At 64.7% G+C, this 20,941-nt stretch carries 20 protein-coding genes and 1 riboswitch; of the genes, 12 read left to right on the forward strand and 8 right to left on the reverse strand.

Features of this window, described 5'->3' with window-relative positions:
- The first annotated feature begins 88 nt into the window (after positions 1-88).
- The 3 genes from dnaJ to L2Y94_RS09030 all read left to right on the forward strand — a co-directional run bounded on the left by dnaJ (position 89) and on the right by L2Y94_RS09030 (position 3,486).
- Entirely contained in the window at positions 89-1,219 is a 1,131-nt protein-coding gene (gene dnaJ, locus L2Y94_RS09020) for a molecular chaperone DnaJ (RefSeq protein ID WP_247374486.1), read from the forward strand.
- Positions 1,220-1,357: 138 nt separating this feature from the next.
- A complete protein-coding gene (dapB, locus tag L2Y94_RS09025; RefSeq protein ID WP_247374489.1) occupies positions 1,358-2,152 on the forward strand; it encodes a 4-hydroxy-tetrahydrodipicolinate reductase in 795 nt (264 codons plus the stop codon).
- A gap of 110 nt (positions 2,153-2,262) precedes the next feature.
- A riboswitch (yybP-ykoY riboswitch) is annotated at positions 2,263-2,462 on the forward strand.
- A 16-nt stretch (positions 2,463-2,478) separates the two neighbouring features.
- Complete coding sequence (locus tag L2Y94_RS09030; RefSeq protein ID WP_247374491.1) at positions 2,479-3,486, forward strand: sodium:calcium antiporter; 1,008 nt, start codon at positions 2,479-2,481, stop codon at positions 3,484-3,486.
- 116 nt (positions 3,487-3,602) lie between these two features.
- Here the strand turns inward: L2Y94_RS09030 and L2Y94_RS09035 are convergent, their stop codons facing one another.
- On the reverse strand, positions 3,603-4,286 hold the full coding sequence (locus tag L2Y94_RS09035) for a 2OG-Fe(II) oxygenase family protein (protein ID WP_247374492.1): 684 nt from the start codon (positions 4,284-4,286) through the stop codon (positions 3,603-3,605).
- 218 nt (positions 4,287-4,504) lie between these two features.
- On the opposite strand from L2Y94_RS09035, the gene carA reads away from it, so the two are divergent.
- The 3 genes from carA to greA are packed head-to-tail and all read left to right on the forward strand — an operon-like array spanning position 4,505 to position 9,400.
- Positions 4,505-5,647 carry a glutamine-hydrolyzing carbamoyl-phosphate synthase small subunit gene (gene carA / locus L2Y94_RS09040; RefSeq protein WP_247374494.1) on the forward strand — a complete coding sequence of 381 codons (1,143 nt, stop codon included), beginning with the start codon at positions 4,505-4,507 and terminating at the stop codon, positions 5,645-5,647.
- Between the two features lie 46 nt (positions 5,648-5,693).
- Complete coding sequence (carB, locus tag L2Y94_RS09045) at positions 5,694-8,921, forward strand: carbamoyl-phosphate synthase large subunit (protein WP_247374496.1); 3,228 nt, start codon at positions 5,694-5,696, stop codon at positions 8,919-8,921.
- Positions 8,918-9,400: a transcription elongation factor GreA gene (gene greA, locus L2Y94_RS09050; protein ID WP_247374497.1), complete on the forward strand. Its 483-nt coding sequence runs from the start codon at positions 8,918-8,920 to the stop codon at positions 9,398-9,400. Before carB ends, greA begins: the two co-directional genes overlap by 4 nt.
- A gap of 189 nt (positions 9,401-9,589) precedes the next feature.
- Here the strand turns inward: greA and L2Y94_RS09055 are convergent, their stop codons facing one another.
- From L2Y94_RS09055 to L2Y94_RS09065, 3 genes are all read right to left on the reverse strand, one after another.
- Entirely contained in the window at positions 9,590-10,501 is a 912-nt protein-coding gene (locus L2Y94_RS09055; RefSeq protein ID WP_247374499.1) for an RNA polymerase sigma-70 factor, read from the reverse strand.
- A gap of 63 nt (positions 10,502-10,564) precedes the next feature.
- The gene (locus L2Y94_RS09060; RefSeq protein ID WP_247374501.1) at positions 10,565-10,975 is read right to left on the reverse strand and encodes a cupin domain-containing protein; all 411 of its coding nucleotides are present in this window, start codon (positions 10,973-10,975) and stop codon (positions 10,565-10,567) included.
- 25 nt (positions 10,976-11,000) lie between these two features.
- A complete protein-coding gene (locus tag L2Y94_RS09065) occupies positions 11,001-11,480 on the reverse strand; it encodes a carboxymuconolactone decarboxylase family protein (RefSeq protein ID WP_247374503.1) in 480 nt (159 codons plus the stop codon).
- Between the two features lie 163 nt (positions 11,481-11,643).
- Between L2Y94_RS09065 and L2Y94_RS09070 the strand changes: the two genes are divergently transcribed.
- From L2Y94_RS09070 to L2Y94_RS09080, 3 genes are all read left to right on the forward strand, one after another.
- Positions 11,644-12,624, forward strand: coding sequence for a LysR family transcriptional regulator (locus tag L2Y94_RS09070; protein ID WP_247374504.1), 981 nt, complete (start codon positions 11,644-11,646; stop codon positions 12,622-12,624).
- Positions 12,625-12,696: 72 nt separating this feature from the next.
- Positions 12,697-13,473, forward strand: coding sequence for an SDR family oxidoreductase (locus L2Y94_RS09075; RefSeq protein WP_247374505.1), 777 nt, complete (start codon positions 12,697-12,699; stop codon positions 13,471-13,473).
- 13 nt (positions 13,474-13,486) lie between these two features.
- Positions 13,487-13,975 carry an Ohr family peroxiredoxin gene (locus tag L2Y94_RS09080; RefSeq protein WP_283248533.1) on the forward strand — a complete coding sequence of 163 codons (489 nt, stop codon included), beginning with the start codon at positions 13,487-13,489 and terminating at the stop codon, positions 13,973-13,975.
- On the opposite strand, the gene L2Y94_RS09085 is transcribed toward L2Y94_RS09080, so the two are convergent.
- From L2Y94_RS09085 to L2Y94_RS09100, 4 genes are read right to left on the reverse strand one after another with little or no spacing between them, the layout of a single operon-like run.
- Positions 13,976-14,533, reverse strand: a complete 558-nt coding sequence (locus L2Y94_RS09085; RefSeq protein WP_247374507.1) for a hypothetical protein — start codon at positions 14,531-14,533, stop codon at positions 13,976-13,978.
- A gap of 9 nt (positions 14,534-14,542) precedes the next feature.
- Positions 14,543-15,613: a Tle-like phospholipase domain-containing protein gene (locus L2Y94_RS09090; RefSeq protein WP_247374508.1), complete on the reverse strand. Its 1,071-nt coding sequence runs from the start codon at positions 15,611-15,613 to the stop codon at positions 14,543-14,545.
- Positions 15,614-15,641: 28 nt separating this feature from the next.
- Positions 15,642-16,301, reverse strand: coding sequence for a hypothetical protein (locus tag L2Y94_RS09095; protein WP_247374510.1), 660 nt, complete (start codon positions 16,299-16,301; stop codon positions 15,642-15,644).
- 8 nt (positions 16,302-16,309) lie between these two features.
- Complete coding sequence (locus tag L2Y94_RS09100) at positions 16,310-16,480, reverse strand: hypothetical protein (RefSeq protein WP_247374512.1); 171 nt, start codon at positions 16,478-16,480, stop codon at positions 16,310-16,312.
- Between the two features lie 395 nt (positions 16,481-16,875).
- Here L2Y94_RS09100 and L2Y94_RS09105 point away from each other — a divergent pair, with 395 nt between their 5' ends.
- The 3 genes from L2Y94_RS09105 (at position 16,876) to L2Y94_RS09115 (ending at position 20,809) form a co-directional block, all read left to right on the forward strand.
- Positions 16,876-18,519, forward strand: coding sequence for an OFA family MFS transporter (locus L2Y94_RS09105; protein WP_247374514.1), 1,644 nt, complete (start codon positions 16,876-16,878; stop codon positions 18,517-18,519).
- Positions 18,520-18,726: 207 nt separating this feature from the next.
- Positions 18,727-19,011, forward strand: a complete 285-nt coding sequence (locus L2Y94_RS09110) for a hypothetical protein (protein ID WP_247374516.1) — start codon at positions 18,727-18,729, stop codon at positions 19,009-19,011.
- Between the two features lie 34 nt (positions 19,012-19,045).
- Positions 19,046-20,809: a tetratricopeptide repeat-containing diguanylate cyclase gene (locus L2Y94_RS09115; RefSeq protein WP_247374517.1), complete on the forward strand. Its 1,764-nt coding sequence runs from the start codon at positions 19,046-19,048 to the stop codon at positions 20,807-20,809.
- Positions 20,810-20,941: the final 132 nt, after the last annotated feature.

Here is a 20,941-nt window from a genome sequence, read left to right on the forward strand (position 1 = left end):
GGCGCTATCCGCGCCACGGTCAACCGGAGCGGACGCGCCGAGGCGAAAGCCGTCGGCGCGTTCGTCCGTCCAGGGAAGCAAGCGTGACATGAGCAGCAAACGCGACTACTACGAAATTCTCGGCGTCGAACGCACCGTGACCGAGGGCGACCTCAAGAAGACCTTTCGCCGCGTCGCGATGAAGTACCACCCCGACCGCAATCCGGACGACCCGGAGGCGATCGAGAAATTCAAGGAGGCCAAGGAGGCCTACGACGTACTCTCCGACGCGCAGAAGCGCGCGGCGTACGATCAGTACGGCCATGCGGCCTTCGAGGGCGGCGGTTTCGGCCGCGGTGGCGGTGCCGGTTTCGGCGACGTGGGCGACATTTTCGGCGATATCTTCGGCGACATCTTCGGCGGCGGTGGCGGGCGCCAGCGCGCGCGTCGCGGTGCCGACCTGCGCTACATGATGGACCTCGACCTCGAAGAGGCCGTGTTCGGCGTCGAGAAGAAGATCGACATCCCCACCCAGGTCAACTGCCACCACTGCAACGGTTCGGGTTCGGAAGACGGTAAGGTCTCCACCTGTTCCACCTGCGCCGGCCATGGCCGCGTGCGCATGCAGAACGGCATCTTCTCCATCCAGCAGGCCTGCCCGACCTGCCACGGCTCGGGCCAGAAGATCGACAAGCCCTGCAAGAAATGCCACGGCGAAGGCCGTATCGAGGAGGAGCGCACGCTCTCGGTGCGCATCCCGGCCGGCGTGGACAACGGCGACCGTATCCGCCTCACCGGGCAGGGCGAAGCCGGTCCGGCCGGCTCGCCGGCGGGCGATCTCTACGTGGAAGTGCGCGTGCGCGAACACGCGATCTTCCAGCGCGACGGCAGCGACCTCTATTGCGAGATGCCCATCCGATTCGCGCAAGCCGCGCTCGGAACCGACCTGATGGTGCCGACGCTCGAAGGCGAAATCGCCGTGAGCGTGCCGCCGGAAACGCAGACCGGCCATCAGTTCCGCCTGCGCGGCCGTGGCGTGAAGTCCGTGCGTGGCGGTCGCACGGGCGATCTCATCTGCACGGTGGTGGTCGAGACGCCGGTGCGGTTGACCAAGGAACAGCGCGAACTGCTGCAGCAGCTGGAAGCCACCTTCGTCGGCGACGAGGCATCGAAGCACACGCCACGTTCGAACAGCTTCATGGATGGCGTCAAGGACTTCTGGTCGCGCGTGACCTCCTGACGAGGAGCATCGCGGACAGGGTCCGCTCCCATCCTTCGGTAGTGAGGTTTCCTACCGGAGGCTGGGAGCGGACCCTGTCCGCGATCCCGCGTAGCGGCGCTGTTACGATAGCCGCCCGTTTCTCGCAGGAAGGCTCCCATGACCCGCCCCATCCGCCTCGCCATCAGCGGCGCCTCCGGCCGAATGGGCCGTGCCTTGCTCGACCTCGTGCGCGACGATGGACGCTTCGAACTCGTGGGCGCCGTCGTTTCTTCCCACTCCGCTCATCTGGGCAAGTCCGCCTACGGTGATGTCTCGCCCGTGCGCTTCAGCGAATGGAACGATGTCGAAGGCATCGACGTATGGGTCGACTTCAGTGGTCCGGAAGGCCTCGCCCTGGCGCTCGATCGGTGCGAAGCGAGCGGCGCGGCACTGGTCACCGGCACCACGGGGCTGTCCGCGGATCTGGAACAGCGTCTTTCGCGCGCCGCCGAGCGTATCGCCGTATTGCGGGCCGCGAATTTCAGCCTCGGCGTGGCCGTGCTTACGCGACTCCTCCGTGAAGCTGCCGCGGCGCTGCCGGGCTGGGATCTCGATATCGTCGAAGCCCATCACAATCGCAAGGAAGACGCGCCCTCCGGTACGGCATTGGCGCTCGGCCATGCGGCAGCGGCCGGTCGTGGCGCCACGCTCGACGAACTGGCCGTGTATGCCCGGGAGGGCCGTCCCGGAGCGCGTAAGGCCGGCACCATCGGTTTCGCCGTGGTGCGCGGTGGCGACATCGTCGGCGAGCACCAGGCGTTGCTGATGGGGCAGGGCGAACGGATCGAGCTTGGCCACCGGGCCACGGATCGATCGATTTTCGCCCGCGGGGCCATCGAGGCCGCCGCGTGGATCGCGGGGCGCGCGCCGGGATCGTGGACCATCGAAGACGTCATCGCCGCGAACGTCTGAGGGTCCCACCGCGGACAGGGTCCGCTCCCACCCTCCGGTGGCAGATTTCCTGCCGACTCGGGGATCGCGAAGCCATTTCGCCCCATCCTCGAAACCATGTTAGGATTCGCGCCGATGTCATTGGGGAGTAGCCATCCTCTTTCCCCCTGAGGAGTTCGCGTCAACAGACTTGGTGGCCTTGTGCCCCATGGCGCGAACGGCAGCGACGCGTGGAGAGTGCGTCGCCGGCCCGGCGAGACCTTTGGCCTTCGACATGCTCACCCGGCCGGGCGAGCGGTGTCGTTGTGCCATCGGTTTACCGCGCTCGCCCGGCCTATTGCGAAACCATGCTGCTGACATGCTTTCTTTTCCTGGTGTCCGCCGGGGCCATCTATTTCGCCTGCGAATATTTCGTCAATGGCGTGGAGTGGTTCGGGCGCAAGCTCAACCTCGGTGCCACGGCCACGGGTACGGTCCTGGCCGCCTTCGGTACCGCCCTGCCCGAAAGCGCGGTCACCTTCGTGGCGGTGATGTTCGGCAAGACGCCCCAGGCGCGGGACATCGGCGTGGGAGCCGCCCTGGGTGGGCCGCTGGTGCTGGCGACCATTGCCTACGCCGTGGTCGGATTCGCTTTATATGCAGGCCGCAAGCGCTTGAAACGCCCCGATTTGCGCATCCGGGTGGATAACCAGCGCCTCGCGCGCGACCAGTCATGGTTTCTCGCCATCTTCGTGGTGAAAGTGGGCCTGGGGCTCGTGGCCTTCGCCTTGAAGCCCTGGCTGGGCGTGCTTTTCCTCTTGGCTTACGCGCTCTACGTCTGGCGCGAGATGCGCGACGACACCAGCGCGCCGGAAGACGAAGAACTGGAGCCGCTGAGCTTTCGCCCGCGTGACGAGCGTCCCCCGATGGGCTGGGTGATGCTGCAGACCGGCCTGGCCCTGCTGGTGATCGCCGTGGCCTCGCGCACCTTCGTCTGGCAGCTGGAAGCCTTCGGGGATTTCTTCCACCTCTCGCCCCATATCGTGGCGCTGGTGCTGAGCCCGGTGGCGACGGAATTGCCGGAAACGGTCAATGCGCTGATCTGGGTACGCCAGGGCAAGGAGCGACTGGCCCTGGCGAACATTTCGGGCGCCATGATGATCCAGGCCACCATTCCCAGTTCGATGGCGCTGTTCGCCACGCCTTGGTTGTTCGATACGCCGCTGATCGTGGCGGGTGTCGTCACCATGGTGGCCGTGATCGCGCTATGGGCGATGTTCCGGCGCGGGGCGGTCGAGGCGCGCTGGCTGATGCCGATCGGGTTGCTGTACGGGGTGTTTGCGGTGTTCGTGGGGTGGTACTTCGGCTCGCGATAAGCCCTTCGCGCGCCGATTCGCCGATACGATCGGCTCCCACCCCTTCGGTAGCGACGTCGTTTCCTACCGAAGGGGTGGGAGCCGACCGTGTCGGCGAACCCTGCGGAGCGATGCCTTCAATCGCGGTGCGAGGCATTGCGATCCCGATCCGCCCCCACCTTGCGATCGAGCTTGCCGAAAATCTTCTTGAACGCCCGGGAGAACTTGCCCCGCTTGGTCTTGCGGTTCTTCTCTTCCTCGGAGGTGAGCCACGCCACCTGGATTACCCGGCGCTCGCCCTCGTAGGGCAGGTGGCCGTGGAAGGAATTGTCGGCACGCTTGAACACCGCGAACTCGCCATAGAGCGGCTTCAACTCGGGGATCACCGTGTCGTCGATGTTGTCGATGGCGTTGAGGAAGCGCAGGCAGCCGTCGCTGGTGTCCGGCCACATCGGATTGAGGTAGATGAGCGCCGTGGCGATCTTCGACTTGCTGTCCGTGTGGATGGTGCCGTGGCGGCGATTGAGCAGGCGGCAGAGGGTGACCAGGGTGGGGTAGTTTTCCAGTCCGGGAATGCCCAGGTGGCGGCCGATGGCCGAGGAGAACGCCCGGGAGGTCATCTGTTCGACCAGTTCGTTCACCGAGGGGCCGCAGTCGCCGGCGTCGTAAGGGAAGAACCCTGCGCTGGAATACTGGGGGAAGTCGCGGTCCAGGTCGGCCCGGGCTTCGTCGGGCAGTTGGCCGTGGGCGATCATGAACGAGAACGGCTCGTGCCGGATGTCGGTGTCGGGACGATCCAGGCGGGCGGGGTCGAGCAGCATGGCGGACGGTTCTCGGCAGGTACCTCGACCGGCATTGTATCGTGTCAGGCCGGTATTACAGTGGCGATTCGCCCCCGTCCGTTCATGCTTTTTCCGGTGGACAGAAGGGGCCTTGAGGCCTATCATTCTTACCCGCCCAACGATTCCTCATCCCCAAGGCCCACGAGCCGCTTTTAAGCTGGCTTGCGGGCTTTGCTGCACCTGAAGGCGGCCATCCCATGCGTACTCCTGCTCTGCTTGCTCTCGAAGACGGCAGCGTTTTTTACGGCCACGCGGTCGGTGCCCGGGGCGAAACGGTCGGCGAGGTGGTGTTCAACACCGCCATGACCGGCTATCAGGAAATCCTGACCGACCCCTCGTACAACCAGCAGATCGTCACCCTGACGTATCCGCACATCGGCAACACCGGCACCAACCCGATCGATGTCGAAGCACCGCGCGTGCACGCGGCCGGTCTGATCGTGCGCGACGTGCCGCGCCTGGCGAGCAACTGGCGTAGCCAGGAGCCCCTGCCGCACTACCTCGAGCGCCACAACGTGGTCGCCATCGCCGGCATCGACACCCGTCGCCTGACCCGCATCCTGCGCGAGAAGGGCGCGCTCAACGGCTGCATCGTGGCCGGCGACGCCATCGACGCCGAGGCGGCCGTGGCCAAGGCGAAGGCCTTCCCGGGCCTCAACGGCATGGACCTGGCCAAGGTCGTCAGCACCACCGCCACCTACCAGTGGACCGAAGGCGTCTACGACCTCGACAAGCAGGCGTTCTTCAACCCGCCGAAGAAGTTCCGCGTGGTGGCCTACGACTACGGCGTGAAGCAGAACATCCTGCGCCTGCTGGCCGGGCGCGGCGTCGACATCACCGTGGTGCCCGCGCAGACGCCGGCCGCCGACGTGCTGGCGATGAATCCCGACGGCATCTTCCTCGCCAACGGCCCGGGCGACCCGGCCGCGTGCGATTACGCCATCGAATCCACCAAGACCATCCTCGACACGAAGATCCCGGTCTTCGGTATCTGCCTGGGCCACCAGATCATGGCCCTGGCCATCGGCGCGAAGACGCTCAAGATGAAGTTCGGCCACCACGGTGCCAACCACCCGGTGAAAGACCACGACACCGGCCGCGTGCTGATCAGCTCGCAGAACCACGGCTTCGCCGTGGACCCGGCCACGCTGCCGGCCAACGTGCGCATCACCCACACCTCGCTGTTCGACGGCTCGCTGCAGGGCTTCGCCCTGACCGACCGCCCGGCGTTCTGTTTCCAGGGCCACCCCGAAGCGAGCCCGGGCCCGGAAGACGTCGGCTACCTGTTCGACACGTTCATTGCCGCGATGGAAGCGCACAAGGCGAAGCAGGCGTCCTGACGCCCGCACGCCACCTTCCATCCGACTTCGATTAGCGAGAGAAACCATGCCAAAGCGCACCGACCTCAAGACCATCCTCATCATCGGCGCCGGCCCGATCGTCATCGGCCAGGCCTGCGAGTTCGACTACTCCGGCGCCCAGGCCTGCAAGGCGCTGAAGGAAGAGGGTTACCGCGTCGTCCTGGTCAATTCGAACCCGGCGACGATCATGACCGATCCCGGCACGGCCGACGCCGTGTACATCGAGCCGATCAACTGGCAGACCGTCGAGCGCATCATCGCCAAGGAGCGCCCGGATGCCGTGCTGCCCACGATGGGCGGCCAGACGGGCCTCAACTGCGCGCTCGACCTCGCCGACAACGGCGTGCTCGAGAAGTACGGCGTCGAGCTGATCGGCGCCTCGCGCGAAGCCATCCGCATGGCCGAAGACCGCGACCTGTTCCGCAAGGCCATGGCCGACATCGGCCTGGAGTGCCCCAAGGCCGCGGTGGCCCGCTCGATGGAGCAGGCGCTGGAGATCCAGACCACCGTCGGCTTCCCGACGATCATCCGTCCCAGCTTCACCCTGGGCGGCTCGGGCGGCGGCATCGCCTACAACAAGGAAGAATTCGTCGAGATCGTCGGCCGCGGCCTCGAACTCTCGCCCGTGCACGAAGTGCTGGTCGAGGAGTCGGTGCTGGGCTGGAAGGAATTCGAGATGGAAGTGGTCCGCGACAAGGCGGACAACTGCATCATCGTCTGCTCGATCGAAAACTTCGACCCGATGGGCGTACACACAGGCGACTCGATCACCGTCGCCCCGGCGCAGACGCTCACCGACAAGGAATACCAGCGCCTGCGCAACGCCTCCATCGCGGTGCTGCGCAAGATCGGCGTCGACACCGGCGGTTCCAACGTGCAGTTCGGCATCAACGCCGAAGACGGCCGTGTCGTGGTCATCGAGATGAACCCGCGCGTGTCGCGTTCCTCGGCGCTGGCCTCCAAGGCCACCGGCTTCCCGATCGCGAAGGTCGCCGCCAAGCTCGCCGTGGGCTACACGCTCGACGAACTCAAGAACGACATCACCGGCGGCCTCACCCCGGCCTCGTTCGAGCCGTCGATCGACTACGTCGTCACCAAGATCCCGCGCTTCGCCTTCGAGAAGTTCCCGGCGGCCGACGCGCGCCTCACCACGCAGATGAAGTCGGTGGGCGAGGTGATGGCCATGGGCCGCACGTTCCACGAGTCGATGCAGAAGGCCTTGCGCGGCCTGGAAATCGGCAAGACGGGCCTCAATCCCACCGGTCTCGACATCGGCAGCGAAGAGGGCTTCCAGACGCTCAAGCGCGAGCTGCGCGAACCGCGTCCCGACCGCGTGTTCCACGTGGCCGACGCTTTCCGCGCGGGCCTTTCGCTGGAAGAAGTGCACGACCTCACCCGCATCGATCCGTGGTTCCTCGCCGCGTTCGAAGACATCGTGATGACCGAAGGCGAAGTGCAGCGCCAGGGCCTCACCGCGCTCGACGAGCCGCGCATGCGAGAATTGAAGCGCATGGGCTTCTCCGACGCGCGCCTGGCCGAGCTGGTGGGCACCGACGAAGCCGCCGTGCGCCACCTGCGTCGCACGCTGGGCGTGCGCCCGGTCTACAAGCGCGTCGACTCCTGCGCCGCCGAATTCGCCACCACCACCGCGTACATGTATTCCACGTACGAGGAGGAATGCGAGGCGAACCCGACGAATAAGGACAAGATCATCGTGCTGGGCGGCGGTCCGAACCGCATCGGCCAGGGCATCGAGTTCGACTACTGCTGCGTGCACGCGGCGCTCGCCCTGCGCGAGGATGGTTTCGAAACCATCATGGTCAACTGCAACCCGGAAACCGTGTCCACCGACTACGACACCTCCGACCGCCTGTATTTCGAGCCGCTCACGCTCGAAGACGTGCTGGAGATCGTCGACCTCGAGAAGCCCAAGGGCGTGATCGTGCAGTACGGCGGCCAGACGCCGCTCAAGCTCGCCCGCGCGCTCGAGGCCGCCGGCGTGCCGGTGATCGGCACCAGCGCCGATTCCATCGACCTGGCCGAAGACCGCGAACGCTTCCAGAAGATGATCCAGAAGCTGGATCTCAAGCAGCCGCCGAACCGCACCGCGCGCAACGCCGACGAGGCGCTGGCCCTGGCCCGCGAGATCGGCTATCCCCTGGTGGTGCGCCCGAGCTACGTGCTGGGCGGCCGCGCCATGGAAATCGTCTACGCCGACGCCGACCTCTCGCGCTACATCCGCGAGGCCGTGCAGGTGTCCAACGAGTCGCCGGTGCTGCTCGACCGCTTCCTCGACCATGCGGTGGAGGTCGACGTCGACATCGTGGCCGATGCCGAGGGCAACGTGCTGGTGGGCGGCATCATGGAGCACATCGAGGAGGCCGGCGTGCACTCGGGCGACTCCTCGTGCTCGCTGCCGCCGTATTCCCTCTCGCCGGAAGTACAGGACGAAATGCGCCGCCAGGTGAAGCTGATGGCGCAGGAGCTGAAGGTCGTGGGCCTCATGAACACGCAGTTCGCCATCCAGGGCGACGACGTGTTCATCCTCGAGGTGAATCCCCGCGCCTCGCGCACCGTGCCGTTCGTCTGCAAGGCCACCGGCATGTCGCTGGCGAAGATCGCCGCGCGCGCCATGGCGGGCCGCACGCTGGCCGAGCAGGGGGCCACGAAGGAGATCATCCCTTCGTACTACTCGGTGAAGGAAGCCATCTTCCCGTTCCTGAAGTTCCAGAACGTCGACCCGATCCTCGGTCCCGAGATGCGCTCCACCGGTGAGGTGATGGGCGTGGGCCGCACCTTCGGCGCCGCGTTCGCGCGCGGCCACGAAGCCGCGGGCATCAAGGCGCCGCCGAAGGGCAAGGTGTTCATGTCGGTGCGTGACGCCGACAAGGACCGCCTGCTGCCCATCGCGAAGGACGTGGCCGAGCGCGGCTACGCCATCGTGGCCACGGCGGGCACGGCCAGGTTCCTCCAGGACAACGGCGTGACCTGCGAGCGCATCAACAAGGTGCTCGAGGGCCGTCCGCACATCGTCGACCTGATCAAGAACGGCGAGGTCGTCTACATCGTCAACACGACGGAAGGCAAGCAGGCCATCTCGGACTCCTTCTCGATCCGTCGCGAGGCCTTGCAACAGCGCGTCACGTATTCCACGACCGTCGCGGGCGCGCGTGCCCTGGTGCACTCGCTCGACTTCCACACCGATCCGGAAGTGAACAGCCTGCAGGACCTGCACAAGGAGCTTCACGCATGAGCAGCACACGTCCCCCGCTTACCAAGAAAGGCGCCGATCGTCTTCGCGCCGAACTCGAGCACCTGAAGGGCCCGAAGCGCAAGGAACTCATCGACGCCGTCGCCGAAGCCCGCGCGCACGGCGACCTCAAGGAAAACGCCGAGTACCATGCCGCCCGCGAGCTGCACGGCTTCAACGAAGGCCGTATCCAGGAACTGGAAGCGGCGTTGTCCAACGCCGAGGTGATCGACACCGAGCGTCTCGGCGCGGGCAAGAAGATCGTGTTCGGTGCCATCGTCGATCTGGTCGACCTCGACTCCGAAGCCGAAGTCACCTACACGATCGTGGGCGACATCGAGGCGGACATCAAACAGAACCTCATCGCCGTGTCCTCGCCGATCGCGCGTGCGCTGATCGGCAAGAGCGAAGGCGACGAGTTCGACTTCACGGCGCCGAACGGGGTGAAGAGCTACGAGATCACCGGGGTTCGGTACAGCTGATCCGTCGGTTTGATGGTGTCATCGAAAACGCCCCTCGTCGAGGGGCGTTTTCGTTTGTGGGTGTCGCGAAAACCGGGCTCAAGGCGCTGGGTTCCTGCCTTCGCAGGAACGACGAGCTAAGAGATTCACCGCCGCGTATCAAGTAATCTCACGTCGTTCCTGCGAAGGCGGGAACCCAGCGTCTTGCGCTCAGGCAGGCGATGCCTCCCCATCGGCTCTGAACCCACCCAGGCCGTTCATGAAACGCGCGAGCTTGTCCGGATTCCTCTGCACATACACCGCGACGATCTTCTCCCCATCGGTTTCGTACGACTGCACCGACTCCAGCACGTCGTCAAAGTAGCGTAGTACCGCCCATTGCCCATTGACCAAGGCCAGCTCGATGCGCAGTTCACGGTCCTTGCGCAGATGCGGTGCGTAGAACAACTGCGCGATACGCGCCCCACCCACCATCGGTTCCGGAAAGGAATTGACCTTGCCGCCGCCATCGCTCATCAGCACCGCGTCGCCGGCGAGCATGTCGCGAATGGCATGGAGATCGCCGCTCGCCAGCGCGCTGGCGAAGCGCCGCATCAGGACAGGATGCCGCTCGCGGGCCGTCACCGTCGAGCGAGGCCGGCCGTCCTGCACTTGCGCCTTCGCGCGATGCACCAGTTGGCGGCAAGCGGCTTCGCTCTTGCCGAGCATGCGGGCGATATCGGCGTAATCGGTGTCGAACACCTCGCGCAGCAGAAAGGCGGCGCGCGCTTCGGGCGCGAGCCGCTCGAGCAGCGTCAGAAAAGCCACGGAGACGTCGCTGGCGAGCTCCTCTAGATCTTCCGGCGTGGTGCCCTCGTCGGTGAGTACCGGTTCGGGCAACCAGATGCCCACGTAATGCTCGCGCCGGGCGCGCGCGGACCGCAGGCGGTCGATGGCGCGGCGGGTGGTGGCGGCCACCAGCCAGGCCTCGGCATTGTCGATCGAGGACGGGTCGGTGCCGTGCCAGCTGAGCCAGATGTCCTGGACCAGGTCCTCGGATTCGGCGACCGAACCCAGCATCCGATAGGCGATGCCATGCAAGCGGGGCCGGAGTGCGGTGAAGGTGGCGGTAGCGTCGCTCATGAGAAGCCAGGACGAGGAACCCGCTTGCTTTGTGACACGAAGCGGGCGCCTCGTCGAGGTCTTTCAGTTCACCGGCGTGAGAATCGGCTTCTTCGCGTCCTTGAGCATGAATACCAGGAACTTGGCCGGCTTCGTCTTGCTGGCGTTGTGGCCTACCGTGTGGATGTCGTTCGGTCCTTCGTAGAAGGTGTCGCCGGGGTTGAGGGTCCGTTCGGGCTGTCCCTTCACGCCCATTACGATGGAGCCCTCCAGCACGTAGACGACGGCGTGGGCATCGTGGCGGTGCACGGGATCGACCGCACCGGGCGGGTAATCGACGGTGATCAGCGTGATGTCCTTGCCTGGATAGTCGGCGAGGGCCTTGGTCACCAATTCGCCGACCTTGGCATCGGGCGCACCCTCGGCGGCATGCGCGAGGTCGATGCCGGCCAGCGACAGCAGGCAGAGGCAAAGCGACGGAACGAGCTTGTTCATGGCGTTCTCCTGCGGGAAGGGCCGATCAGGCCAGGTTGGCCTTGTCGAGGCCGTAAGCCTTGTCCTGGGAGCCCGGCACGACGTGAAAAGCCACGTTCACCCGGTTCCAGGCGTTGATGGTCATGATCGCGAAGGTGAGGTCGGACAGCTCCTTCTCCGAATACTCGCCGCGCACGTGCTCGTAGAGGTCGTCGCCCACGCCCTGCGCGGGAATGCTCGTGAGCGCCTCGGTCCAGGCCAGGGCCGCACGCTCGCGGGACGTGAACAGGTTGGATTCCCGCCAGGTCGCCACGTGATGAAGGCGCAGCGGGCGCTCGCCGTGGAGGGTGGCCTCCTTCACGTGCATGTCCACGCAGAAGGCGCAGCCGTTGATCTGCGAGGCACGGAGGTCCACGAGGTCCAGGATGGACTGCTCGATGCCCGCCTTGCGGTTGGCGATGCTCAGTTCCACGAGCTTCTTCACCAGGTCGGGGGATTGCCGCGTGTAGTCGAGACGCTGGGTCATGTCGGTTCCTCGGTGGGTGGATAGGTCCCGATCAGGCTAGGCGCGCCGCGGCTAGCGCGGTAGCCGTGGCGACGTGACCACGGTGTTGCATCGGACACACCAATCCCATGTCACAAACGGCAACGCCGCCCCGTCTTCGGTCTATGGGATGGAGGCTATCGACATGAACAACCCGGGCGACGCCCTTGCGTCCACTTTCTCGGCCAGCTACGCAGGCGTGGTGGCCTTCATCGCCGTGGTGGCGGAGGGCAGCTTTGCCCGGGCCGCCGACCGGCTGGGCATCGGGCGCTCGGCGGTCAGCCGGAGCGTGCAGAAGCTGGAGGGGCAGGTGGGCGCGCGGCTGTTCGCGCGCACCACGAGAAGCACCACCCTCACGCGCGAAGGCGAGTTGTTCTACGAGAACTGCCGACCGGGCGTCGACCGCATCGCGCAGGCCCTGGAAGACATGCGCGAGCTGCGCGATGGGCCGCCCCGCGGCCAACTGCGGGTGAGTGCCCCGGTGGGTTTCGGCCGCCACGTGGTAGCCCCTCTGCTGTATGGCTTTCGCGCGCTGTACCCGGAGATCGCGGTCGACTTGCTGCTGGACGATCGTCCCGCCGATTTCACCGGCGATCGCGTCGACGTGGCCTTTCGCGACGGCCGCATGGAGGACAGCGACGTGGTCGCCCGGCGCATCGTGCCGATGCGGTTGTTCCTTTGCGCTTCGCCGGATTACCTCAGGCGGCACGGCGCGCCGGCGTCCGTCGACGATCTTCCGCTGGGTGACTGCCTGAGTCTTCGGCTCCCCAACGGTCGCGCCATGGAATGGGAGTTCCGTGAAGATGGCAAGGCCAGGCGGCTCACGCCGGGCTCGATGCTGTCGTTCAACGATGCGGACCTGGTGTCGAGGGCCGCGCTCGGTGGGCAGGGGTTTGCCCAGTTACCGGGCTACCAGGTGCGCGAATACCTCGACGACGGCCGCCTCGTGGCCTGCCTGCCGCAATACGCACCCGACGACCGGGGACACTATCTCTGTTACCTGAGCCGTCGCCAGATGCCTTCGCGCATCCGTGTGTTCATCGACCACATGATCGCGTCGATCCGCGCGCTCGACCTCGACGGCGGACACGAAACGGAGATTGGTGCGCTGGCGGCAACAGCGTGAGCACCGCCACGGCGCTACCGTGGCGGGGAGCGGGCGCTTAGCCTGATACCCACGTCATTCGAGGATCTGTCCATGAATATCCTGGTGATCGGCGGTACCGGCCTGATCGGCTCCAAGGTGGTGCGGCGGTTACGCGACAAAGGCCACGAGGTCGCGGTGGGATCCCCTTCGTCCGGGGTCGACACCGTGTCGGGCGAAGGCCTCGATGCCGCGATGAGCGCGATGGACATCGTGGTCGATCTGGCGAATTCGCCTTCGTTCGCCGACGACGCGGTGCTGGACTTCTTCACGCGATCGTCCGCGAACATCGCCGCGGCGGAACGGCGTGCGGGCGTGAAACATCACCTGGCCCTGTCCGTGGTGAACTGCGATACGTTGACCGGCAGCGGTTACATGCGAGGCAAGGCCGCGCAGGAGAAGGGGATTCGCGATGGCGGCATACCGTACACCATCGTGCGCTCCACGCAGTTCTTCGAATTCCTCGACGGGATCGTGCGCAACGCGGGCGGCGGCGACACGATCACGATACCCACCGGCTGGATGCAGCCCATCGCATCCGACGACGTGGCCGACGCCGTGGTCCGCCATGCGTTGCGCGAGCCTCGCATGGGCGTGGTAGAGATCGGAGGACCCCAACGGTGGACGATGGACGAGTTGGTGAGGCGATTCCTGGGCGTCCTGGGCGACCGTCGGTCGGTCAGGGGCGATGCTGCTGAACCGTACTTCGGCGCGCACCTGGAACCGGCGTCGTTGTTGCCTGGTCAGGACTTCGAGCGGGCTCCGGTCGGTTTCGAGGCTTGGCTGGAACAGCTCGATCGCTCTCGCTACGTGAGACCCGCGTCGGCCTGACGGAACCGCTCCCTTGACCTCGCACGCACTTCCCCCGTCGTTCCTCGACCGCTACGACGGCACCGCATTCTCGCCGTTGTACACGGCCACCGTGACCGTTACCGGAGGCGATAGCCGGCACGGGCGCGTATCCGGGGAAGCACGCTCATCGGACGGCGCGCTGGCCGTTTCCCTGCGGCTGCCATCGGAGATGGGCGGTTCCGGGGGCGGAACCAATCCGGAGCAGCTCTTCGCGGCCGGGTTCGCCGCCTGCTTTCATGGTGCGTTGAGCCTGCTCGCGACGCGCGAAGGCGTACCAATTCCCGATGCATCGGTCACGGCATCGATCCACTTCGGTCGCGATCCCGAGGATGGGCTTTTCACCCTGGCGGCCGAGGTACGCATTGCCTTGCCCGGCATCGACAGGGACGTGGCGAAAACGTTGGTCAGGCACACCGAGCGCATCTGTCCTTACGCGAAGATGGCGCGGCAGGGCATCGAGTGCGTGGTCCGGCTCGAGTGATCAACGCGCCTTGACGGGAAGGTAATCGCCATAGCGTTTGTCCGAACGATCCACGCGCGCGCAGAGGTGGGTATCGCAAAGACGAACGTCGGCCTGATTGTAGGCCCGGAGCAGATCGGCTTCGATCCGGTGCTGCGCGATGACCTGTGCGTAGTGCCAGCCCAGGTAGCTTCCGGTCGCGACGACGGGAAGGATGACGGTCAGTAACCCCACCACCAGCCAAAGTGCCTTGTGCGTGAAACGGATCAGTTTGCGTTGGGTGCGGGCCATCGCTTCGGTGCTGGCCTGCATGAACCGTCGATGCTCATCCGCTCGCCTGGCGACATCCGCCAGTGGTTCGTTCAACCCGATTCGTACGCTTTGCCTGGCCTCCTCGGCCATGCCGCTCAAGGTCTGATCTGCCGCCTGACGCAATACGTCGGGCAGAGCCCGCACCGTCCGCTCCTGCTTCTCCATGGCTTGCCGTTGCCGTTCCTCCATCGACTCGCTCATGCGCGACAGTCGCTCCAACAGCATCGCCGTCTGCGAGGCGAGCTTCTTGGTTCCTTCCTCGTACATCCTTGCTCCTTAGTGACGCATGACCGGCCCGCTGATCTGCTGGACCTGCGCCATCTGCTGCTGTTCGTTGAGCTGCTGGATCTGGGCTTCCAGCGCATTCGCGCGGTCTTCCTGATCCATCTGCCGCGCCGTCTCCGCGTGGAATTCCTGCGCGAACTGGGTTTGGCCGACCTGCCGAAGCGCTTTCATGAAGCCGTCGTCGTCGTGTTCGAGGGCCTTGCACAGGTGGTCGAAGATGTCGTCGGTGCTAGCCGTCGCGGCCAATGGTGACATCGGAGCGCGCTCCCTATGACCGAACCGGGGCCAGGCAAGATCTAACGGAACGCCTTCTGGCACGTCGTCCAGAGGACGATGGAGGAATTTGTCCATGTAGTTACTTGCGAATACCGCTCCGGGGCGATTGTTAGTCTTGTCCCAGAAGTTACTGATGCCGTGTGCATTCATTACCGCATTAGGCTCGACGAGGGTAGCCAGCTCACCTTGTTGGTGCCGCTGATAATCGGCAAGGTCCATGTAGTCCACGCTTCGACCGATCATCGTTGCCAAGGCCGAGACCGGATCATGGTACATGCGGTGGTTGGTGATCCTATCCTGCGCGGATGCCGGGTCCACATGAATACTCGGGTCGTGGGCCAAGCGCATGGCGCCATATGCGTTGAACGTTTCTGCGTGCACGCCAGCGGATTCCGGCATGGAAGCTTGCAACTGGGCGAGGGCGCCGCCAAGCGAGTGGCCGGTGATGCTGATGTTGCTCGTCGAAATCTGGTTTCTCTCGGCGTAATCCAGGGCCCATCTCATCGTTCTGGCCGCCTCGGGCCATTGCGTGGGGGCTGCTCCCATCCCCATGGACATATCGGCGATGATGTCGTGGATATTGGATGCTTCGGTACCTTTGTTGGCGACTATGAGCTGCGAGTTTTCTTCGTCGAGGAATACTGCTCCCTTGTAGTTAACGGAAGACGGTGGCGATGTATAGACCACCTTATAATGGCGGACATCGCTAGAAACGTATTCGTCGACAGTGAGTGGGTCATAAATCTTTTGGGACAGGAAAGCATATTGTGTGGAGGAGGGGCGCATATCCATTTCCTTGGATGGGGGTTACTTTTTAGTGATTGTTTTTCGGTGATGATGGATTCATTTCAATGTGAGGTATCGGTTTGACAAAATTTTCGGTGTCGAAGTAACCGGGAGTGCTTGGACGAAGAAGTGCGGAGTCTTTGGATACTTGAACCGTGATGGGTATGCGGCTGTAATGCGGTACGTCTATTACGGGTTTGTTGTGATAGCAGGTTTGCGGGAAATCATCTTCTCGAAACTGGCAAATATGCTTGTATTCGGTGCCCGGAACCAAATCCTTGGAATATCCCCACGAGCTCAAGGCTCTCCTTCCTGTCAGAGTGTCAACAACCTTGAAGTAGGGCGAAACAAGTTCCCAGTTGCATTTAGGCAGGTTGTACCGGTCGATATAGATGTTGAACAGGGCTCGTTGCGGATCCTGACTTTCGTTCGGAATATCGAAGCTTTGGTTGGGATAAATGAACATGCCTCCCCCACGTATCGGATCAAAATAGCCGCACTCATGTTGCTGGTTCTGATATAGCGCGCTCATGACGATGGCATAGCGCTTGGCATCCTCGGGGTTATCGAACGCCACGGTGATATGCAGCGCTTGGTTAGGATGGGGATTGAGGGGTGGCGGGCTCAGGTCCTTAGGTTCCGGGTATAAGAACAGGATAGAAAACCTAATCCACGTATGAAAATCCATATAGTCCGTCAGGCCTGTCGATACGGTTGCAAAGGTGCAGGGATGAAATAGAGGCTCGGTGCCAGCAGCGCCTCCTTGGGATGCGGATTGAGAGGCAGCGGGCTGAGATCCTTTTTGTTGCAAGCGACCAGCAAAAGAGTCACGAGCGGCACGAGCAGCGTCCCTGTTCGACGGTTCACGAGCATCCTTGGTTCGGCGGTAGGTCCAGTTGATGGCGTTTGATATGGCATTCGAAAGTTGCCATTAACTATCTTATGGGTTGGCAAATAGGTCAACCGTCATCGCACGTCAGGCAATGCCTGCCATCGGCGTTCAAAGCGAAGGTGTGGCGGATAAGCGGCGCCGTCTCGCACGAGCGCGCAGTGAGTAACGAGATCCCTCGTTCGCTGGCTTCTTGCCCACGCAACGAAAGCGTTCGAGGGGAATCGCCGTGGTGGCCTCCGCGCCCCGGCTCCCCAGTACAACCCGATGACCAAGCCGAGGCACCCACCCTTTAATACGAAGGTAGGGTGGCACCACCCCCAAACTCGCCTAAGATGCGACGCGGGGATAACCGACAACGATGGGGTGAAGGATGGCTATTGCTGAGGTGACCGGCCGCGGTGCCGGATGGCTGGCTCGCGAGCGGACGATCGCGGGGCCTTCCTTCAACCGCTGGCTGGTGCCGACCGCGGCCCTGGCCATTCATCTGTGCATCGGCATGGCCTACGGGTTTTCCGTGTTCTGGCTGCCGATGACCAAGCTGGTGCCGGGGGCCGACGCCGCCCTGTGCGCGAACCAGGGCTTCCTCGATCAGCTCACCACCACGACCTGCAACTGGACGGTGCCGTCGGTCAACCACGTCTTCGAGACCTTCATCGCCATGCTCGGTCTCGCCGCCGCGATCTGGGGCGGGTGGCTGGAACACGCCGGCCCTCGCAAGGCCGGTTTCATCGCCGCCTGCTGCTGGGGCGGTGGTCTCATCCTGGGCGGTATCGGCGTCGCCATCCACCAGCTCTGGCTGGTGTACCTCGGCTGCGGATTGCTGGGCGGCGTGGGGCAGGGACTGGGTTACATCACGCCCGTATCGACGCTCATCAAGTGGTTCCCCGACCGCCGTGGCCTCGCCACCGGCTTCGCGATCATGGGTTACGGCGGCGGCGCGATGATCGGCGCGCCCATCGCCGTCAAGCTCATGGATACGTTCACCAAGGGCGATGTGCCGGGTGTCGCCACGACCCTGATGGTGATGGGGGCGCTGTATTTCGTGGTGATGTCGCTGGGCGCCTTCGGTTTCCGCGTGCCCCCGGTGGGCTGGAAACCACTGGGCTGGCAACCCGGCAACGTGGCGTCCAAGCATGCGCCGCTCATCACGCATGGGCACGTGCACCTGAGCCGCGCGTGGAAGACGCCGCAGTTCTGGCTCATCTGGGGCGTGCTCTGCATGAACGTCACGGCAGGCATCGGCGTGATCTCGATGGCCAGCCCGATGTTGCAGGACGTCTTCGGCGGCGGCCTGCTGGGGGTGGCTCCCGGCACCGAGCTGAGTGCCGCGCAGAAAGCCGCCATCGCGGCCGCCGCTGCGGGCCTGGTGGGCCTCATCAGCCTGTTCAATAGCGTGGGGCGCCTGTTCTGGGCGTCCACCTCGGACTTCCTCGGCCGCAAGTTCACCTACTGCATCTTCTTCATCCTCGGCATCGTGCTGTACTGCCTGCTTCCCTCGATGGGGCATCAGGCCATGGCCGGGCTGTTCGTCATCACCGTGTGCGTGATCATCTCGATGTACGGTGGCGGTTTCGCGACCGTGCCGGCTTACCTGGCCGATATCTTCGGCACGCAGATGGTCGGCGCCATCCACGGGCGACTGCTCACGGCCTGGTCGGTGGCAGGCGTGGTGGGTCCCGTGCTCATTGCCGGCATCCGCGAAGCGCAACTGGCGGCAGGCGTGGCGAAGAACCTCGTCTACGACCGGACCCTCTACATCCTCGCCGGATTGCTCCTCGTCGGACTGATCTGCAACCTCCTCGTGAGGCCGGTGGATCCGAAGCACCACATGAGCGACGAGCAGCTTCGCCACGAACGCTCACTGCAGCACGAGACACAGGCGTCCGAGGCGAGCCTGGCCTCCGCGGCGCGGGGCGCGTTCGGCATCGTCGGCGTGCTCGCATGGCTCGCGGTCGGCATTCCATTCCTGATCGGCGTGTGGATCGCCCTGCAAAAGGCGGCGGCCCTGCTTTGACCGTCCGGTCTATGCCCTTCCGTCGATGCCGGTCTCCGGGAGGGCTTCTCCCAGGCCGTTGACGGGCTTCACGTTCCTTCGGCCGATGGCGCCCGGCCTACTACTCCGCCGGGCGCTCCAGGCGATATCATCCACGACGTGGTGCCCTCGAGGGGAGGCGCGCCGTCTGAGCCGGGGTCGGGGGGCCTGGAGCTCAAGGGGTGAGGGATGGGGAACGTCATCGATTTTCTGGAGCGCGTCGGGCGTGATGCGTCGCTACGCCATGGCGACGGTTTTGCTGAAGCGCTTCGCGAACACGAACTCGACGATCCGCAGCGCGCCGCGCTGGCCGGGCTCGATGCGGACGCTTTGCGCCTGTCGCTGAAGCAGGGCGTCTACCTGTCCACACAGATGGGTGAGCCGTTCGGTCCCGATCATGAGCGTGCGCCCGAGCTGCCGCCCGACGACGACGGTGACGTCGAGCCGGATGATCCTCCGGAATCGGACGCGTGAAGCCGTGAGGCGGGCCCCGGCATATCGTCGCGTCATGGGCGTGGTCGCCGTCGCGATGGCGGGCTTCACCGTGCCGGTCGCCGCGAAAGGCGAATCGACTTCCGCGCCGTCGGCGCTGCTTGCCGAAGCCGACAAGGCCAAGGGCGCGGACGACGGCCGCTTCGAGCGCCTGCTTCAGGATGCGGGCGACATGGCGCTTTCGCCCCACGACCGTGCGTTGTACGACTTCCTGCGCGGTTGGCGGGCGACATGGGTGGGCGATTACGAGTCGGGCAAGCGCCTGCTCGAAGGCGTGGCCGACGGATCGTCCGACGTCGTGTTGCGTTTTCGCGCCACGGCGACGCTGATCAACCTTCTCGGGGTAGGGCACCGCTACGAGGAAGCCTATCTCAGGCTGGCCCGGCTTCAGGAGATGATGCCGTCGATCCGCGACAAGCGGGCGCGCTTCATGGGCCTGGGCGAGGCATCGCAGCTGCTGAGTTCGGCGGGGCAGTTCGACCAGGCCGAAAGCTATGCGCGTGAGATGATCGCCGATCCTCCCCCGGGTGAAACGATCTGCAAGGGTGTGCAGCACCTGCTTCGCGCACGCCGCGAAGGCGGCCGCCTGGACACGCTGGACCCGTTGTACGACGAGGCCATCGCCGCCTGCACGCGTCCGGGCGATGCGGTGTTCGCGCAGACCATGCGCGCCGACATCGCCGCGTTTTACCTCGCTCACGACCGTCCGTCGGAAGCGGTGAAGATACTCACGACCCATCGCGACGAGCTGCGGGGGTTGAACTACCCGGTGCTGATGGCCGAGTTCGACGCACTGCTCGGCCAGGCCTACCTTCGCCTGGGCGACATGGCGAATGCACGACGCTCAGCGCTGTCCGCCGTCGCGGTAGCCATCCGCGACGAGTTCACCGATTCGCGGCGCTCGGCCTACGAAGTGCTCTACAAGGTCGAACAGCGACTGGGCAACCTCGATGCCGCGCTCGGTTACCACGAGCGATTCATGGCGGCGGACAAGGCGTACCTCAACGACATCAGCGCGCGCAGCCTCGCGTTCCAGATGGTCGACCAGCAATTGCAGGCGCGCAAGAACGAAGTCGAGGCACTGAACAAGCAGAACGAGATCCTGCGCCTCACCGGCACCCTTGCGCGCAAGGAAGTGGAAACCGGCAGGCTCTACATCTTCGTTTTGCTGATGTGCCTGGCCGTCATCGCCTGGATCGTGCTTTGGCTGCGTCGATCGCAACTGCGTTTCATGAAGCTCGCGCGACGCGATGGACTCACCGGCATATGCAACCGCGAGCATTTCGTCGACCAGTCCGACCGCGTGCTGGCCTATGGCGCCCGATCGGACCGCGGCGCCTGCCTCATTCTCTTCGATCTGGATCACTTCAAGTCGGTCAACGACACCTACGGACACGCGGTGGGCGACGAAACGCTCAAGCGTGCCGTGGACGTCTGTCGTCGTGCGCTGCATGCCTGCGACGTTTTCGGTCGGCTGGGCGGCGAGGAATTCGCGGTGCTCCTGCCGGACTGCAACCCGGCGCAGGCGAGGGCGCGCGCGGAGCAGTTGCGCCTGTCGATCGCCGCCACCTCGGCCACGCAATCCATGCCGCATTTGCACGTCACCGCCAGCTTCGGCGTGGCGTCGACGATGCAATGCGGATTCGAACTGCACCGCCTGCTCGTGGTGGCGGATGCCGCGCTCTATCGCGCCAAGCGTGCCGGGCGCAACTGCGTGACCCTCGGCGACACCGCCGACATTCCCGATTCCCCCTATCTGGCCAGCGAAGCCAGGGGCTAGGATCTTTCTAGCGAAACGCGCGAAACCATGCTTTCGCTTCGCGTGCCGGCGGATGCGATCCACCGCACGTTTTCCCACGATACCCGCCGACATCATGAGGAATGATGCTGCTCATCCAAAGGGGTCGGGCAG

The sequence above is a fragment of the Luteibacter aegosomatis genome (assembly GCF_023078455.1).
GTDB classification, from domain to species: domain Bacteria; phylum Pseudomonadota; class Gammaproteobacteria; order Xanthomonadales; family Rhodanobacteraceae; genus Luteibacter; species Luteibacter aegosomatis.

Bases quoted from the DNA above. Each gene is read 5' to 3' on its own strand.
- dnaJ (WP_247374486.1), top strand. From the start codon at position 89: ATGAGCAGCAAACGCGACTACTACGAAATTCTCGGCGTCGAACGCACC.
- dapB (WP_247374489.1), top strand. From the start codon at position 1,358: ATGACCCGCCCCATCCGCCTCGCCATCAGCGGCGCCTCCGGCCGAATG.
- L2Y94_RS09030 (WP_247374491.1), top strand. From the start codon at position 2,479: ATGCTGCTGACATGCTTTCTTTTCCTGGTGTCCGCCGGGGCCATCTAT.
- L2Y94_RS09035 (WP_247374492.1), bottom strand. From the start codon at position 4,286: ATGCTGCTCGACCCCGCCCGCCTGGATCGTCCCGACACCGACATCCGG.
- carA (WP_247374494.1), top strand. From the start codon at position 4,505: ATGCGTACTCCTGCTCTGCTTGCTCTCGAAGACGGCAGCGTTTTTTAC.
- carB (WP_247374496.1), top strand. From the start codon at position 5,694: ATGCCAAAGCGCACCGACCTCAAGACCATCCTCATCATCGGCGCCGGC.
- greA (WP_247374497.1), top strand. From the start codon at position 8,918: ATGAGCAGCACACGTCCCCCGCTTACCAAGAAAGGCGCCGATCGTCTT.
- L2Y94_RS09055 (WP_247374499.1), bottom strand. From the start codon at position 10,501: ATGAGCGACGCTACCGCCACCTTCACCGCACTCCGGCCCCGCTTGCAT.
- L2Y94_RS09060 (WP_247374501.1), bottom strand. From the start codon at position 10,975: ATGAACAAGCTCGTTCCGTCGCTTTGCCTCTGCCTGCTGTCGCTGGCC.
- L2Y94_RS09065 (WP_247374503.1), bottom strand. From the start codon at position 11,480: ATGACCCAGCGTCTCGACTACACGCGGCAATCCCCCGACCTGGTGAAG.
- L2Y94_RS09070 (WP_247374504.1), top strand. From the start codon at position 11,644: ATGAACAACCCGGGCGACGCCCTTGCGTCCACTTTCTCGGCCAGCTAC.
- L2Y94_RS09075 (WP_247374505.1), top strand. From the start codon at position 12,697: ATGAATATCCTGGTGATCGGCGGTACCGGCCTGATCGGCTCCAAGGTG.
- L2Y94_RS09085 (WP_247374507.1), bottom strand. From the start codon at position 14,533: ATGTACGAGGAAGGAACCAAGAAGCTCGCCTCGCAGACGGCGATGCTG.
- L2Y94_RS09090 (WP_247374508.1), bottom strand. From the start codon at position 15,613: ATGCGCCCCTCCTCCACACAATATGCTTTCCTGTCCCAAAAGATTTAT.
- L2Y94_RS09095 (WP_247374510.1), bottom strand. From the start codon at position 16,301: ATGGATTTTCATACGTGGATTAGGTTTTCTATCCTGTTCTTATACCCG.
- L2Y94_RS09105 (WP_247374514.1), top strand. From the start codon at position 16,876: ATGGCTATTGCTGAGGTGACCGGCCGCGGTGCCGGATGGCTGGCTCGC.
- L2Y94_RS09110 (WP_247374516.1), top strand. From the start codon at position 18,727: ATGGGGAACGTCATCGATTTTCTGGAGCGCGTCGGGCGTGATGCGTCG.
- L2Y94_RS09115 (WP_247374517.1), top strand. From the start codon at position 19,046: ATGGGCGTGGTCGCCGTCGCGATGGCGGGCTTCACCGTGCCGGTCGCC.